The sequence below is a fragment of the Paenibacillus sp. 1SOY10 genome (assembly GCF_056836745.1).
Genome location: NZ_JBXENK010000006.1, coordinates 212,636 through 226,851, shown reverse-complemented (window position 1 = coordinate 226,851; position 14,216 = coordinate 212,636). Strand labels below are relative to the sequence as shown.

Sequence of the window (14,216 nt, the reverse complement as noted above, 5' to 3'; positions counted from 1 at the left end):
CCTCCGTTAGTTTTATTATCTTTTTCTCTTAACGAGGTGTCCACTTTTTATTCTAGCTCTAGAATTCCATATAATTAGCTGCAATATGCGGAAAGTAGCGGGAGAAATTCCCTATAAGCTCGGGGTGGCTTCTCCCAGCTAATTAACTAGTTGTATCTTTCGTACCTCACTATACAGTACATTCACTAAATAGGACCTCACTATATCATACCTCGCTTCATCCCATCCAGAACTTATCCAGACCCACTTCCTGCATTCTTCACCTTTGTCCGCTCTTACCCGCCACCACTACCGGTGCTGCCAGCAATACCGCCAGCACTACCACTACCGCTGTCGGCGAAATTCACGCCGCAGCAGGTAGAGGAAGTAAGGGGCGCCGATTAGAGCCGTAATAAGTCCGGCGGGGAACTCGATGGGCGGGGCTACCGAGCGGCCGAGGGTGTCGGCCAATAGCAGCATGATAGAGCCCACCAGAGCGGCGACCGGGATGTAGATGCGATGGCCACCCCGGACCATGCGCCGGGCCATATGGGGGCTGACCAGGCCAACGAAGCCGATCATGCCCACTACAGCGATGGAGCTGCTGGTTAGCAGCACGGCTAGAAAGAGATAGAAGAAGCGCACCCATTCCACGCGCATGCCCAGCCCTTTGGACGAAATATCGCCTAAATGGAGAATGTCGAGATGAGTACCCAGCACCCAGGCCACCGGGATAAGCAGCAGCACGATGGGGCCAAGCTGCGATACCTGCGCCCACGTCTGGCCCCATAATGAACCATTCAACCACAGCAACACCGTGTTGGTGTTCATGGACGAATGGATCACCAGCAACTGTACCAGCGTGCTTCCGCAAGCGCTGACTGCGACGCCCACCAGCCCAAGTCGCACGGGATTGAGTCCGTTGCGGTAAGCGAGGGCGTAGACCAGCATCGCTCCAAGGGCGCCCCCGGCGAAGGCTGCGATGGAGGATAGGCCATAGCTTTGCCACTCCGGCTGCAAGCTGACCATCAGAAGCACGGCGCCGATCGCCGCCCCGGAAGAGATGCCCAGCGTATCGGGAGCGGCCAGCGGATTTAGCAGAATCGTCTGGGCAATCAGCCCGGATACAGCCAAGGCACTGCCGACCAGCAGGGCCAGCAGAATGCGTGGCATCCGATAATGGATGATGATATGCGACAGGTCGGGGTCACCTTCACCCGTGAAGGCGTGCCATATATCGGCCACAGACATGGGCACAGCGCCAATGCCTATATTAACTATGGCCAGCACGGCGGCAATCATCGTAAGCAGCAATATAACAGAGATATTTCGCACCCGAATCGGAACCGCAACAGCTATTTTCTTCATGCGGACCTCCTGCTCCGGCGGCGTGCCAGATAAACGAAGTAGGGCGCCCCGACCAGCGCGGTTACAATACCGACAGGCGTCTCGGCAGGGAAATTCACAAACCGTGAGCCGATATCGGCTGCGGTTAACAGAATGCCGCCCGCAATGGCCGAGAAGGGAATTAGCACCCGATAATTATTGCCCAGTAAATAACGGCTGATATGAGGGACGATCAGTCCCACGAACCCGATGGGACCTGCTACCGCTACAGAGATGCCCGCCAGCATAATGACGATGGCGCTGCCGCTGATGCGCAAGAGCCATACCTTTTGCCCCAGCCCCTTTGCAATTTCATCTCCCAGGTTCATTAGGGATAAAGAACGGCTAATCAGCACCGCGCCTAGCAAGCCGCCCAGACTGAATAGGGCCAGCAGCGTGACCTGCTCCCACTTGATTCCAGCCGCCGATCCAGCCAGCCAGAACAGGATGCGGGAAGAAGATTCTTCATTGAAAATAAGCAGTCCCTGCGTAAAGGAAGACAATACGGCTTGAATCACGATGCCGACGAGCGCCATCCGCAGCTCCATCTGGCCACCGCGGGTGGCTGCGCTCATTGAGAGAACAAGCAGTACAGCGAGAAGCCCTCCGGCAAAGCTGGCCCCGGCCAGCAGCAAGCCGCCCACACCAGGCAAGATAACCATGCTAAGCACCACCGCAAAGGAAGCCCCGGCATTCAGCCCGAACAGGCTGGGGGAAGCGAGCGGGTTACGAGTTAATGCCTGCATGATGCAGCCTGCTACCGCCAAGTTGGCTCCGATCAGCATAATGGCGACGGCACGCGGCACGCGCAGCAGGTGGAGGATCAAATGGTCCTTATTTGTCATGGAATAATCAAATACATATTCGCGAAGAAGAGAAAGGCCGTACCCCGTAGGGCCGACCAGTAGTGACACAAGAAAGAGCAGCAGCAACACCATAAGACCAAGTAGGCTATACCCCAGGAACCTGGAGCGGCCTGCTGAAGTATTTTTGAACAAGGATATCATGGCTAGAAGTGATCAGGCGCTTCAGCAATGACCTTGTCGAGGGCAGGAATGCTGCGTTGTCTGGACCAGGTGGCCAATTCTACCTCATGGGCTTGTCCGTTCTGAACCGAACAAAGTTGATTCCATAGTGGATTGCTTGCTTGTGCTGGCAAAATGGATTCATCATCTTCGTTGATCAGAATCAGCAGAACATCCGGATCAATCGTTAGCAATTGCTCAATGGTCATGAGTTCGTTATGTTCCTTGTCGTTGCTCAGCGCGTAGTTCAGACCCACATGCTTGAGAAAAGAACCATGGAACGAAGAATCCGTCCGCACCTGGAAGGTGTTCCCGTCCTCTTCTTGAGGGGCAACAATCAGCACGCTTTGGTCCAAATTGATCGCTTGTGCCAAGGCCTCTACCTTCTCCTTATGGCTAGCAAGCAAAGCGGCGGCTTCATCCGATTTGTTCAAAGCATCGCCGATGGCCTGGGTTGCGAGGATAGCCTGCTCATAGTTACCTCCGTCATTCTTATAAGCGATGGTAGGCGCGATTTCACTCAGTTGGCTGTAGACCTCCGTATGACGACCTGTATCGGCGATAATAAGGTCTGGCTTCAAGGTGCGAATGACCTCCAGGTTGGGCTCGGACCGGGTACCGACGGAGGTATAGCCTTCAATATAGGCCAGAGTATCCTGCGGGAAACGCTCCGGTTTATTATCATCCGCCACCCCCACTGGCTTGACCTCCAGAGAAGCGATGACCTGGGTAAAGCCTTGCTCCAGCGTAACGATACGCTGCGGAATTCCCTCGATCTGCGTCTCTCCTAAATCATGAGTAATCGTGCGAGCTTCGCTGGTTGCTTGTGTATCTTGCGGCCCGGCCGCTTCATTGGCAGCAGGTGAAGGTGCAGCGTTGTTAACGCTATTTGTCGGTGCGGTGCAAGCGCTGAGCAGCAAAAAGGTGCTAACCAGCAGCAGCATGACTTTATAGCGTGTGAGCATGTAGTGATTCATGTTGGACTTACCCCCTAATTGGTATTGATTATTATTATCAATATAATCATGGAGTTGCCCGGCAACAATGGAATATTCGGAACCGGAAGATGGCACTTTCGGACTTGTAGCATGAATGGAATGCTGATTGCGGTAAGCCAGGGGAGAGAGACCACTGTATTTTTTGAACATTCGGCTAAAGGAATAGCTGTCCAAATATCCTACTCCGGTAGCAATATCCTGTAAGTTCAGCTTCGTACTGCGCAGCAATTTGGCGGCTTCATTCATCCGGACATGCATCAAATAATCCGAGGGGGTTAGTCCGAGGCCACTTTGACGGAAAATCCGTGAAAGATGACGGGTTGAGCAATGCAGGTCAGCAGCCATCGACTCAATTGTAATCGGCTCGGCATAACGTTCATGAATGTAACGGAGAGCCTGAGAAGCCAGATCGCTGGCAGGCTCGCTCATACCCTGAACATGAAGCTGCCCCAGCAGCTCATGGACCAATTGCAGGAACAGAGCTTGAACGCGCATTTTCTGCAAGGGACTGCCGTCTGCCCAGGCCTCCCGAATTTGCCCCAGCCATTGATGAATCAACACAGGATGATCTGTAACTGCTATATAATGCTGTTGAAGCGGGTTGCGTCGTTCCAGCAGACGCTTGATGCCCTTCGGGTCGGCCAGGGTATAGACCGGCTTATACAGCATGAATTGATACTCCAACGTTGCTTCCAGTGGGGTAATGCTCACGCTCATTCCTTTGCAAGCATGAATGATGTGAAAGGGGCCAACTCTATGCTCCTGCTCATCGATACGTACTCGTGCTTCCCCTTGAAGGATGGCGATGAAGGCATTGGCCGGCATGCGGTACACCTTGGGTTGCTCATGGCTGCTGCTCGTCACATGGCGGATATCCAGCATGCGAAATGCGGATTGCTGCCACATGCGAATATGCTCCTCAATATTCATGGTTTCCTCCCAAATCTCTCTATTCTATCGCCCTATCGCGAGTGCTTAATTTAAATTTAAGTATATACTAATGAAAATTATTCTCAATTACAAGGTGAATGATAGCTATACGTAGATAGAATGTCGAAGGAAATGCAGGAACCCTTGTCGAAATATGGATAGACATCATAATTTGGAAGGATGACGAAATCCATGGCAAGAACTTATAAGTCGGAAGGCAAACAACTGGCTTACGTGTTAAAAGGTTTGTTCCTGATTGCAGGGCTGGCGGCGTATTTTCTGTTCCCAAGCCTGAACTGGGGATATACTATCGCCATCATCCTGGGGTCGTTTATAGTGGCGGATGTTATTGGGACCCTCTGGACAGCCAAGAGACGTCGCAAAAAGAAGAAACCTAGTAAAAATAACGCCCGTACCGGGTCCAGACGCTCCAGCAATGAGGTGAGGTCTGATGAAACTATATTGAGCAGCCGTTTGGAGGATCTATCGGGAGCTGAGTTTGAACGCTTGTTAGCTCTCTATTTTCGCGATCAAGGTTACACGGTCAAGGAAGTAGGGGTAGGCGGCAGAGACGGTGGGGTTGATCTGGTTATTACAGACCGGAGGGGGGAGAAGACCGCCGTTCAGGCCAAATGTTATGCTGATCATAATATGGTTCAAGTCATGACCGTGCGTGAATTGGTAGGGGCGAAGCGGAATCACGATTGTATATTATCCCTGCTGATAACGACCTCTGATTTAACCGCTCCGGCCAAGAAGGAGGCCGAGCAATTCAAGGTGGACTACTGGCATGGTGGATTATTGGAGCAGAAGCTTAACGCTTGGGGCAAGTGGAAGCCTGTGAAGAAGCGGCGCCCTACTGCCAGTAAAGAGGCAGCTCTTTCCGAGATGACCAAGGCCAAGCGTGAGGCCGCGGCAACCAAACCTACAACAACGAGAGCTACAACAAACACAGCAACGACAACATGTAAATGTGGAGCCCCGATGGTGCTTCGGAAAAACAAGCAAGGCGGTGAATTCTGGGGCTGCAGCACTTATCCTAAATGTAGACATACTCAGAATGCGTAGTATTAAATAATGCATAAATAACCCGCTGATTTGTGCAACCGAATCAGCGGGTTATTTGTATAAACTTCAACCCTACAGCCGAATCACCGGCACGGGGAAGAGGGGCGGTTCTTGGCTCTCGAACGGAGCCAATGCTTCTACCCGGCAGGTGTGATTGAACACCTGAAGCTGTCCTCCGCCCGCCTGATACGCGGGCCATGCGGGTAAAGCGGCTGCCGGAGAGCGGTGGTGAATGAAGGCAGTCCAGGCCTGGTGAACCGAGCGGGCCAGTTCTTCTTCGCTAGCGGGAACATGCTGGTTGTTCCAGACGAAGTCGAACTCCTCGGCGTGAGACGCCTTGCCGAGCGGGCCTGGACGGTCAAATCGGTAAAGCCACACGGGAGCGCCTGCCTGGCTCCAGGCCTCTGCCGTGCGCAGTGCGCCGAGCCGATACATATGGTCCGTGAGCGTCTCTTCCCAGCTTGCGGCATCCACAGGCTCCGCAAGAGAGCGGCCCGAGCGCCGGGTATATGCGGCCGCAACTGCCGCGGCGTTCAGCCCGAACATACGGTGAAGCAGCTCCGGCGTGGGCCGACGCAGGCCCTCGTCAGCAGCGATGAAACCAGCCGCTTCGTGCCGGTTGGTGCCGATCAGCAGGGCGGGCAGCATCGCCCGCTGCTTCAGTCCGCCCAGCGGCGCGTCCACGATGGTTCGGCCGTCGATGACCGGGCCGAACAGGTGGATGCCGCTGGTATCGCGGACCCAGGCATGCTGCGCCTGGATCAGCGTTGCGGCGGGCAACTCGGCGAGGCGGCAGAGTTCCTGCTCCGGCAAGGCCAGGGTATCCAGGTAGGACTGGGCCAGCTTGATGGCGGTCGCCTGGTCGCGAATCGCTTGCACCGATCCGCTGATAGCAATCGCCTGCTGGAACAGCCCTTCCGCCGCCGGGGCATAGAGCAGCCCGCCCACCGCTTTGGCTCCGGCCGATTGGCCCATAATGGTCACGCGGTGCGGGTCGCCCCCAAAGCAGGCGATGTTCGCCTGCACCCACCGCAAGGCCTGGATGAGATCGAGCAGGCCATTGTTGCCGGACGAGCGGTAAGCCTCGCCCAACCACTCGGATACATCCAGAAATCCGAACACGCCCAGACGGTAATTCGCGGTGACGACCATGACATCCCCATCCCGGGCAAAGGAACTGCCCGCATAGATATCATCGCCCCCTGTACCGCCCGTAAAGCCGCCCCCGTGGATATAGAAGAGAACCGGGCGCAGCGTGTGTTCGAGACCGGGCGTCCAGATGTTTAGCGTCAGGCAGTCCTCCGATTCGGAAGACGACGCAGCAGAATCAGCCGACTGCACGGCCATGGGGCCATAGCTGACGGCGAGGCGAATTCCGCTCCATGGCTCTGGCGGAGCGGGAGGGAGAAAGCGTTGCGGCGGCTTGGCATAGGGCAGTCCACGAAACGCTAACAATCCCTGCTCATGTTGACCTTGCACCCGCCCATCCGGGGTTTGCACAACTGGGGGATGTTCATTATTGTTCATTTCGCTATCTCTCCTTTGGGTTGGGTGAACGTAAGCGGGTCCCTCTTACAACACAAGCACACAGGCTGCGACTACGGGCATGACAATCACGCCTGTCTTCAGTAGCCGGGCCGGGGCATATTTGGTAAAGCGTGCGCCGATATAGGAGCCGACCATGGTTCCAGCCAGCACCTTCAGTAGTAGCAGGGCATCAAAGCCGCCCCCCTGGTAATAGCCCAGCCAGCCCGCAGCGGCAATGGGCAGGATGACGAGCATCGAGGTGCCTGCTGCCTTACGCAGATCCAGGCCAAGCAACAGAATCAAGCCAAGCTGGATGAAGGGCGTGCAGCCGATACCGAAGGCTCCGGTGAGGAAGCCTACCGCAAGGCCCAGACCGACGGCCCGCAGGATGTATTCGGTACTGCCACGCTGCACGGATAGCGGCTTCGCCTGCTTCACCATCGTCAAGCGAAGCCACATCAGCAGGGAGGACAGAACCAGCATGGATGCGGTGAACCAGGTCATTTGCTCCGGGGCAATCAGGAAGGCCGCCTTGGAGCCGAAGATGGAGCCGACGGCCCCGGTGAGCCCAACCCATAGCCCGGCGGCAGTCTCCGTATTACGCTGCCGCTGTTGGCCGATCATGCCGGAGAGAGAAGTGAAGAGCATCGCCGCCAAAGCGACGCCCATCGCTGTATGTACCGGGTAGCCGAATCCCGTGGTCAGGATGGCGATAATAAAGCCGGACCCTCCTGCCCCAATAAAGCCGAGCAGCAGTCCGACCAGCAGCATGACGAATATGAGTGTTAATGTGGTCATGTGAACCTTCCTCTGTCTGCAATTTGAAAGCTCTTCCAATTGTAACGAGCTTTTTCAGGATCGTCTAATGTATAATTCTAATTAATATGATGCACAAAAGGTATGAATAGGGGGAAGCACGATGGAATGGCAGCAGTTGGAGTATTTTCAGACGGTGGCTCGGCTGGAGCATTTCACGCAAGCTGCCGCCGAGTTGAACATCTCGCAGCCAGCATTAAGCCGGGCGATGGCCGGGCTGGAAGCGGAACTCGGAGTAGCCTTGTTCGACCGACAAGGCCGGGGGGTTCGCTTGAACCGTTATGGCAAGCAGTTCTTTGAGCGGGTAGAGCGGGCGCTGCTGGAGATACATGAGGGCAAGGAAGAACTCAGGCACGGGCTTAACCCGGAATATGGCACAGTATCCTTCTGCTTTTTGAAATCACTGGGTCTGGCCGCAGTTCCCCGGCTGCTGGGTGAGTTCATTCCGAAGCATTCGCATATCGGCTTCAAGCTCCATCAATTATCCACCCAGGATATGCTGGATTTGCTGGTAGCGGGGGAGACGGACTTCGCCCTGTCGTCCATGACGGAGACAAGGCCGGGAGTGGAGTGGTGCGAGCTGTGGCAGGAGCAGTTGTATGCCTACGTCCCTTGCGGCCACCAACTGGCTGAAGCTGGCCACGTCAGCTTGGCGGAGCTGGCCGCTGAGCCCTACATTGCCTTGAAGCCCGGCTATGGACTACGTACGATCAGCGAGGAGTTATTCGGCTTAACCGGAACGCGGCCAGCCATTCTGCTGGAGGGGGAAGAAATCATGACGGTGATCGGGTTTGTATCCGCAGGACTTGGAGTCTCCCTGCTACCGGATATTCCCCACCTGTCCCCTACAGCAGCGGTGCGTCTTGAGGTCGATGATGAGCGCTGCCGCCGTACTATTGGTCTGGCCTGGCGGCAAGGTGCTGTTCTGTCACCTGCGGCCGAACGCTTCCGTTCCTATCTGCTATCCCGGTAGTCTGAAGTGGGGAGCCAGATATTTTGCAGCGTATGCAGCACACATTAAATCATGAATCGTAGGTGATTTTTCATGAAACAACGGATAAAAAAGTGGTTAGTATCCATCCTGGTATTTTGGGGTTTGATTCAAATCTTCTCCGCTATTCTGAGTTATTTAAGCATATCTGACCCTTATTCGCTCATTGGGTTATTACTAATGATCCTGTTATCCCTGGTATTCACCTCGCTTCTGGTTAACGAGCGGAATAACGAGGATTGATGAGGTCCAAATGCCTCTAATCTTCCATCGCTCTCCCGGAGCCAGTCCTCAGTCTGAGTACAGTTAGTCAGTAGCCAGTTAACGGCTGAATCGCTATAGTTTCTGCCGATGCTTCTTCCACTTTCTGATCTTGGCCCGGAACGTCTTGAACGGGGCCGCCGAATTGATGTGAATCCAGCGGGCGACGGGCCAGTTCTCCTTGCTGCCCGTCCACTTGCGGTGGCCCTGAGTGAACAACTCTTCTTCACTGAACGTGTCGATCCACTGCTGCCAACGTTGCTCCAATTGCTGGAATTGGTTACGAAGCTCGGGCAACGACAAGGTAGCGTATTGATCATAGAACGATTGATACATTCCGCCAAGCTGATTCCACTTGTAACCGGGAGCAGGCATACTGACCTCTTTGCCGTTCCCTTCATCCTCATCCCAGCCCATCACCAAATGCATCCAGCCTAGTTGATAGGCGATGATCTCCGCCGGAGTTCGGTCCACCTCAGCAATTCGCATATCCTTATCCCCGGGATTCACATCATCAAATTCCCCATCCAATAGCAAGTACAAAGCATGAATCGTCTCTATGAGTTCCTTTTTCGATTTATATTCAAAGCTTGCCATATCCGTTCACTCCCTCTTTTTGATCCTAGTTATAACATAGGATTGTGACAACAGGATGTCCAGTTTATATCCCTTTACTCGCGGGGTTCTTTGTCGCGAGAATTAATTTTTCTTTGTATCTTAAAATGAATTCCGATATTATAGGCATATCTATTTTATTGTAAGCGTTTTTCTACTAACGGAGGAATAGCTATGGCGAGGAAGAAACGGAGGATGTTCAACAAGCAGTTGATGAAATTCTCTACCAAACTCATTATTTGGTTATCGGTGGCCAATCTCTTAATCTCTTCAATTACGGCGTTAGTTACGTACCGCATTCATCTGTCCTTGTTCAATGAAGAGGTAAGCCGGCAATATTATATGACTACAGAGCAGGTGTTAGCCCGTCTGGACTCCCGAGTCAACGACATGTACCGCATTACGGATTACATTACCCTGAATCCCTCGGTGAAGCTGGCTATTTCCGAACAAGCTGAGCAGGCTGACTCGTACGAGCGCATGAAGATTGAGCAGGTACTCGATGATCAAATCTATCAGGTACGCCTGGATGCGCCTGAAATGGTCGGATTACGTATATACGACCTGAAGGAGAATCAGATTAGCCTGGGCTCCTTCGCCGGTTCCTTTTACAGCTTGGACCCGCAATATCTGGATCAAATGGTGCGAAGGCTGGACGGGACCGGAGGGGAATATGTGTGGAGTCGGCCAGGGCGTGACGATTATCAGCAGGAGGGAAGTGCGAATTGGATTCTGGCCGGTCGGCTGATGAGATCCATTGATTTGGATACTTACGGAATGATGCTTATTTTATTTAATACTTCCTTGTTCGAGACACATCTAAAGAATCTCCGATCACAGCAACAAGAGAATGTATTTCTATTTGACCATGACGGCAACTTCTTATATTCATTAAACGAATTGACGGATGAAGCACATCCGGTTCTTGCCGAAATGCCCAACATGGGCAGCACCGTTCGCGAGGAGCAAGGGGTGTCTTACATGTACACCAGACAGGTATCGGAGAAGGTTGGCTTTACGCTGGTCAGCAAGGTGTCGCTCTCGCAAATCCAGAGTAAGAGCCAGATTATACTCAAGGTTGCGGTTCTGTCTGCACTTACCAGCCTGGTCTGTATGGGGCTCATTATCGCAGGGATCAGCCGAATGCTGCTGCGTCCGCTGGGCAGTCTGGTTCGCGGGATGAAGCGGATCAGAGAAGGGAAGTTCGACACCCGGGTAGAGATCAGGACCAGGGATGAACTCGGGTACATCGGTGATAGCTTTAACAATATGACGGCTTATATCGAGACGTTAATCTATGAGGTATACGAGCGGAAGATCAATGAGAAGGAAGCGGAGCTAAAAGCGATACAAGCCCAGTTAAATCCTCATTTTCTGTACAATACGCTGGGTATGTTCTTCTGGAAGTTTTATATGCTTGGCGACGAGAAGTCTGCCCGGCTGGTGACGAACCTGTCGGAGATGCTCCAATACACGTTGGAGCCTGTGCAGGACATGACAACCTTAAGAGATGAGATCAAGCAAATCCGCAATTATCTGGAAATTCAGAAGGCCAGATATCCGGAAGCGCTGACCATGGACATTGAGGTTCAGGAGGAACTGCTGGACTGCCAGGTCATTCGGCTGCTAATTCAGCCCCTTGTCGAGAATACGTTCATTCATGCTTTTCGCAACAAGAAGACGGACCGGTATTTGAAGATCCACGCTTTTACTGGTCTCGTTGCAGAGGGGGAGAACCCTGAATTCCTGATCATCGAGATTGAGGATAATGGCGAAGGGATGACGGAGGAGACATTAAGCAGTGTCTTGCAAGCGTCGGGTGTTCTGCATGAGAAGCGGAAGTCCATCGGAACGGCCAGTGTGATCCGACGTATTGAGCTGCTCTATGGCGCACCATATGGAGTTGAGATAGAATCTGTCCTCGGTGAAGGGACGTTAATACGACTGAAATTGCCTTACCGGCTGCAACTGGAGAGTGAGAATCTATGATTGGAAAGTTGTTGGTTGTCGATGATGAGATATGGTTTCGCGAAGGGCTGGTTCAGCTTATTAGCAGCAATCAGCTAGGGTGGGAGGTTGCAGGAGAAGCCTCTGACGGGGAAGAGGCGTTGCGGGCTGTGGAGCTGTACAAGCCGGACTTGATCATCACGGATATTAATATGCCATTGATGGACGGCTTGGCCTTGGCCGAGCGATTATCCGTGGAGCATCCAGCGATCCAGGTCATTATCTTGACAGGATATCGCGACTTTGAATATGCTCGTCGTGCGCTGCGTTATGGGGCGGTAGAGTTCCTGCTCAAGCCGTTTTCCCTGGACGAAGTGTATCGGGTATTGCGTAAGGCCTACGAACAGTTCCGCCTGAACAGCCTGGCCGTCCGGGTGAGGGAGCGCCAATGGCAGACGGAGGTCTTCCGGGCTGCTGCGTTCGCTCTTCCCTGCGACCATGTCTTGCAGGAGCAATGGGAGCAGAGATGGTCCAGTTCTTGGTTTTGCTTGCTGCAGATTGAGGACTACAACCAAGCGGAGAAAAATTATACGACCAAGGATATCGGCCTACTGTATTACGCGGCGACGAATATTTTGGAGGAATTGCAGCAGCAGACGCGAATGCTTTATTTTCCCCTGAGCCGGGAACGTTTTGCCTTCTTATTAGAGCCAGGCGATCAGGGGGAAAGATATCGGGATGAGGTGCAGCAGGCTCTGAAGAACTTTATTGGCGTAGAGACAAGCTGGGTAGTAGAGCGGATGGTGGTCCGGTTCGATGATCTGGCAGGGTGGAACATTCAAGGGCAGCAGGAGCTTCAGGATGTTCAACTCACGGAGAGCATAATCGCTGCGGATGCGCGTCAGCTTAAGGAGGAACTGATGGCTCTGCTGGTCACCAGCGAGTTCCCCGCCCTTAAGGAGCGATTAGCTACCTATTTGGAGGAAGCTGCTTCATTAGAGTTACAGCCGTGCAAGACGAAGGTCTACAGATTGATGTCTGCGTTCTCGGGAATATTGCTATCCGACTTCAAGCATCTGCAAGCCGCCGATGCCAACGAGGCACTGAATCCCAAGAAGATCATTGAGTTTCAAACCGTTCCCGAGCTACTGTCATGGGCCAGAGGGACGTGCCTGGAATTCGTTAACCTGTTCGTACGCTGGTTGGAGGAGCAGCAGGACAATGTTGTCCTCAAGGCTCGGCAGTACATCGATGGACATTACCAATACAGTTGCTCTTTACAGACGGTTGCCGAGCATGTGCATGTCACACCCAACTACCTCAGCAACCTGTTCAAGAAGGAGACGGGCATCAGCTTTACCCATTATGTAAGCCAGCTTCGGATCGAGAAAGCCAAGCTGCTGCTGAGAAGCACCAGCTACAGAATGACGGAAATTGCCGGACAGGTGGGATTTGACAACTCCAGTTACTTTACCGTGGTGTTCAAGCAAATGACCGGGCAATCCCCCAGGGAGTTCCGCAAGCAGCATTCGGGGGAGCGTAGTGAATAAGGGATATAGGCTGGCTGACTGCCAGCTTTTTTTGTGTAGAAATTCAAAAAATCATCGTTGAATATTAAATGTTCTTGGTCAGGTCAACCGATAGAATGGGGTTACAGACGTTAGAGACACACCGTTCAGAGAGGAGCAAGACGCATGGAAACTTCGGATGTAGTCGTAGCCAAGTCGCCCCAAGTGGGGGGACAGGAGCCAAAGGAGTGGAGAAGGCATCCGGCATGGCGGCGATTCAAGACGAACATTCCGCTGCTGCTTATGTTTTTGCCGGTACTGCTATTTTACCTGATCTTCCGCTATGCTCCCATCGGGGGCTTGATCATTGCTTTTAAAGATTACAATTTCTACGATGGTGTGATGAACAGTCCCTGGGTAGGCACGTATTATTTCGAGATGCTGTTCCAGGACCCGCGCACGCTGCAAATTATCCGAAATACGCTGATGCTCAGTCTGCTGAATATTGTGCTAGGCTTCCCGATCCCGATTCTGCTGGCTATTATGCTGAACGAGGTTCGGATCATGTCCTTCAAGAAAACGGTCCAGACGATCGTATACATGCCCCACTTCTTGTCCTGGGTCATCATCGGCATGCTGGTCACAACGATCTTCTCCATGGAGAACGGCATGGTGAACCGCCTCGTCACCTCCTTGACGGGAGAGGCATATCCGTTCATGTATGAGAAGGCCTCGTGGGTAGCGATCTTTATAAGCTCCGGCATTTGGAAGGATATGGGCTTCAACGCCATCATCTACCTGGCGGCCTTAACCTCGATTAACCCCAGCCTGTATGAAGCAGCAGGTATGGACGGCGCCAGCAAGCTGCGGCAAATCTGGCATATTACGTTGCCTGGTATTCGTTCAACCATCATCTTGCTGATGATCTTGTCCATGGGAAGGGTGATGGAGGTGGGGTTTGATCAGGTATTCATGCTCCAGAACTCGAATGTCAATGAAATTGCCGATGTGATCAGCACGTACATTTACCGGATTGGCTTGCAGGGGGCGCAGTTCAGCCTGACTACAGCCATGGGATTATTTGAATCATTGGTGGCATTCATTCTGGTGTTCACCGCGAACTATATTGCTCGCAAATTTAATGAAGGACTATGGTAAGGGGGAG

At 53.0% G+C, this 14,216-nt stretch carries 12 protein-coding genes; 6 read left to right on the top strand and 6 right to left on the bottom strand.

The features are described from left to right. Positions 1-324: 324 nt before the first annotated feature. Genes AC1VOR_RS16140 through AC1VOR_RS16130 form a run of 3 tightly spaced genes read right to left on the bottom strand, consistent with a single transcriptional unit; the run spans position 325 to position 4,318 of the window. Positions 325-1,347 carry a FecCD family ABC transporter permease gene (locus AC1VOR_RS16140; protein ID WP_482619192.1) on the bottom strand — a complete coding sequence of 341 codons (1,023 nt, stop codon included), beginning with the start codon at positions 1,345-1,347 and terminating at the stop codon, positions 325-327. Next, complete coding sequence (locus tag AC1VOR_RS16135; protein WP_482619190.1) at positions 1,344-2,372, bottom strand: FecCD family ABC transporter permease; 1,029 nt, start codon at positions 2,370-2,372, stop codon at positions 1,344-1,346. The genes AC1VOR_RS16140 and AC1VOR_RS16135 overlap by 4 nt, the downstream gene beginning before the upstream one ends. 2 nt (positions 2,373-2,374) lie before the next feature. Continuing rightward, on the bottom strand, positions 2,375-4,318 hold the full coding sequence (locus tag AC1VOR_RS16130; RefSeq protein ID WP_482619189.1) for an ABC transporter substrate-binding protein: 1,944 nt from the start codon (positions 4,316-4,318) through the stop codon (positions 2,375-2,377). Between the two features lie 192 nt (positions 4,319-4,510). On the opposite strand from AC1VOR_RS16130, the gene AC1VOR_RS16125 reads away from it, so the two are divergent. Continuing rightward, a complete protein-coding gene (locus tag AC1VOR_RS16125) occupies positions 4,511-5,386 on the top strand; it encodes a restriction endonuclease (RefSeq protein WP_482619187.1) in 876 nt (291 codons plus the stop codon). A 72-nt stretch (positions 5,387-5,458) separates the two neighbouring features. Here the strand turns inward: AC1VOR_RS16125 and AC1VOR_RS16120 are convergent, their stop codons facing one another. Together AC1VOR_RS16120 and AC1VOR_RS16115 are read right to left on the bottom strand one after the other, a co-directional pair. Continuing rightward, the gene (locus AC1VOR_RS16120) at positions 5,459-6,913 is read right to left on the bottom strand and encodes a carboxylesterase/lipase family protein (RefSeq protein ID WP_482619185.1); all 1,455 of its coding nucleotides are present in this window, start codon (positions 6,911-6,913) and stop codon (positions 5,459-5,461) included. Between the two features lie 45 nt (positions 6,914-6,958). After that, positions 6,959-7,711 (bottom strand): sulfite exporter TauE/SafE family protein, encoded by a 753-nt coding sequence (locus tag AC1VOR_RS16115; protein WP_482619183.1) that lies wholly within the window; start codon positions 7,709-7,711, stop codon positions 6,959-6,961. A gap of 121 nt (positions 7,712-7,832) precedes the next feature. On the opposite strand from AC1VOR_RS16115, the gene AC1VOR_RS16110 reads away from it, so the two are divergent. Beyond that, complete coding sequence (locus tag AC1VOR_RS16110; protein WP_482619182.1) at positions 7,833-8,702, top strand: LysR family transcriptional regulator; 870 nt, start codon at positions 7,833-7,835, stop codon at positions 8,700-8,702. A gap of 72 nt (positions 8,703-8,774) precedes the next feature. After that, on the top strand, positions 8,775-8,963 hold the full coding sequence (locus AC1VOR_RS16105) for a hypothetical protein (protein WP_482619181.1): 189 nt from the start codon (positions 8,775-8,777) through the stop codon (positions 8,961-8,963). A 93-nt stretch (positions 8,964-9,056) separates the two neighbouring features. Here the strand turns inward: AC1VOR_RS16105 and AC1VOR_RS16100 are convergent, their stop codons facing one another. Then, complete coding sequence (locus tag AC1VOR_RS16100) at positions 9,057-9,578, bottom strand: ClbS/DfsB family four-helix bundle protein (RefSeq protein WP_482619180.1); 522 nt, start codon at positions 9,576-9,578, stop codon at positions 9,057-9,059. Between the two features lie 192 nt (positions 9,579-9,770). Here AC1VOR_RS16100 and AC1VOR_RS16095 point away from each other — a divergent pair, with 192 nt between their 5' ends. From AC1VOR_RS16095 to AC1VOR_RS16085, 3 genes are all read left to right on the top strand, one after another. Beyond that, complete coding sequence (locus tag AC1VOR_RS16095) at positions 9,771-11,585, top strand: sensor histidine kinase (protein ID WP_482619179.1); 1,815 nt, start codon at positions 9,771-9,773, stop codon at positions 11,583-11,585. Next, a complete protein-coding gene (locus tag AC1VOR_RS16090) occupies positions 11,582-13,093 on the top strand; it encodes a response regulator (RefSeq protein ID WP_482619177.1) in 1,512 nt (503 codons plus the stop codon). Before AC1VOR_RS16095 ends, AC1VOR_RS16090 begins: the two co-directional genes overlap by 4 nt. 261 nt (positions 13,094-13,354) lie before the next feature. Next, positions 13,355-14,209 (top strand): ABC transporter permease, encoded by an 855-nt coding sequence (locus tag AC1VOR_RS16085; protein WP_232436852.1) that lies wholly within the window; start codon positions 13,355-13,357, stop codon positions 14,207-14,209. The last annotated feature ends 7 nt before the right edge of the window (positions 14,210-14,216 follow it).

Bases quoted from the DNA above. Each gene is read 5' to 3' on its own strand.
- AC1VOR_RS16140 (WP_482619192.1), bottom strand. From the start codon at position 1,347: ATGAAGAAAATAGCTGTTGCGGTTCCGATTCGGGTGCGAAATATCTCT.
- AC1VOR_RS16135 (WP_482619190.1), bottom strand. From the start codon at position 2,372: ATGATATCCTTGTTCAAAAATACTTCAGCAGGCCGCTCCAGGTTCCTG.
- AC1VOR_RS16130 (WP_482619189.1), bottom strand. From the start codon at position 4,318: ATGAATATTGAGGAGCATATTCGCATGTGGCAGCAATCCGCATTTCGC.
- AC1VOR_RS16125 (WP_482619187.1), top strand. From the start codon at position 4,511: ATGGCAAGAACTTATAAGTCGGAAGGCAAACAACTGGCTTACGTGTTA.
- AC1VOR_RS16120 (WP_482619185.1), bottom strand. From the start codon at position 6,913: ATGAACAATAATGAACATCCCCCAGTTGTGCAAACCCCGGATGGGCGG.
- AC1VOR_RS16115 (WP_482619183.1), bottom strand. From the start codon at position 7,711: ATGACCACATTAACACTCATATTCGTCATGCTGCTGGTCGGACTGCTG.
- AC1VOR_RS16110 (WP_482619182.1), top strand. From the start codon at position 7,833: ATGGAATGGCAGCAGTTGGAGTATTTTCAGACGGTGGCTCGGCTGGAG.
- AC1VOR_RS16105 (WP_482619181.1), top strand. From the start codon at position 8,775: ATGAAACAACGGATAAAAAAGTGGTTAGTATCCATCCTGGTATTTTGG.
- AC1VOR_RS16100 (WP_482619180.1), bottom strand. From the start codon at position 9,578: ATGGCAAGCTTTGAATATAAATCGAAAAAGGAACTCATAGAGACGATT.
- AC1VOR_RS16095 (WP_482619179.1), top strand. From the start codon at position 9,771: ATGGCGAGGAAGAAACGGAGGATGTTCAACAAGCAGTTGATGAAATTC.
- AC1VOR_RS16090 (WP_482619177.1), top strand. From the start codon at position 11,582: ATGATTGGAAAGTTGTTGGTTGTCGATGATGAGATATGGTTTCGCGAA.
- AC1VOR_RS16085 (WP_232436852.1), top strand. From the start codon at position 13,355: ATGTTTTTGCCGGTACTGCTATTTTACCTGATCTTCCGCTATGCTCCC.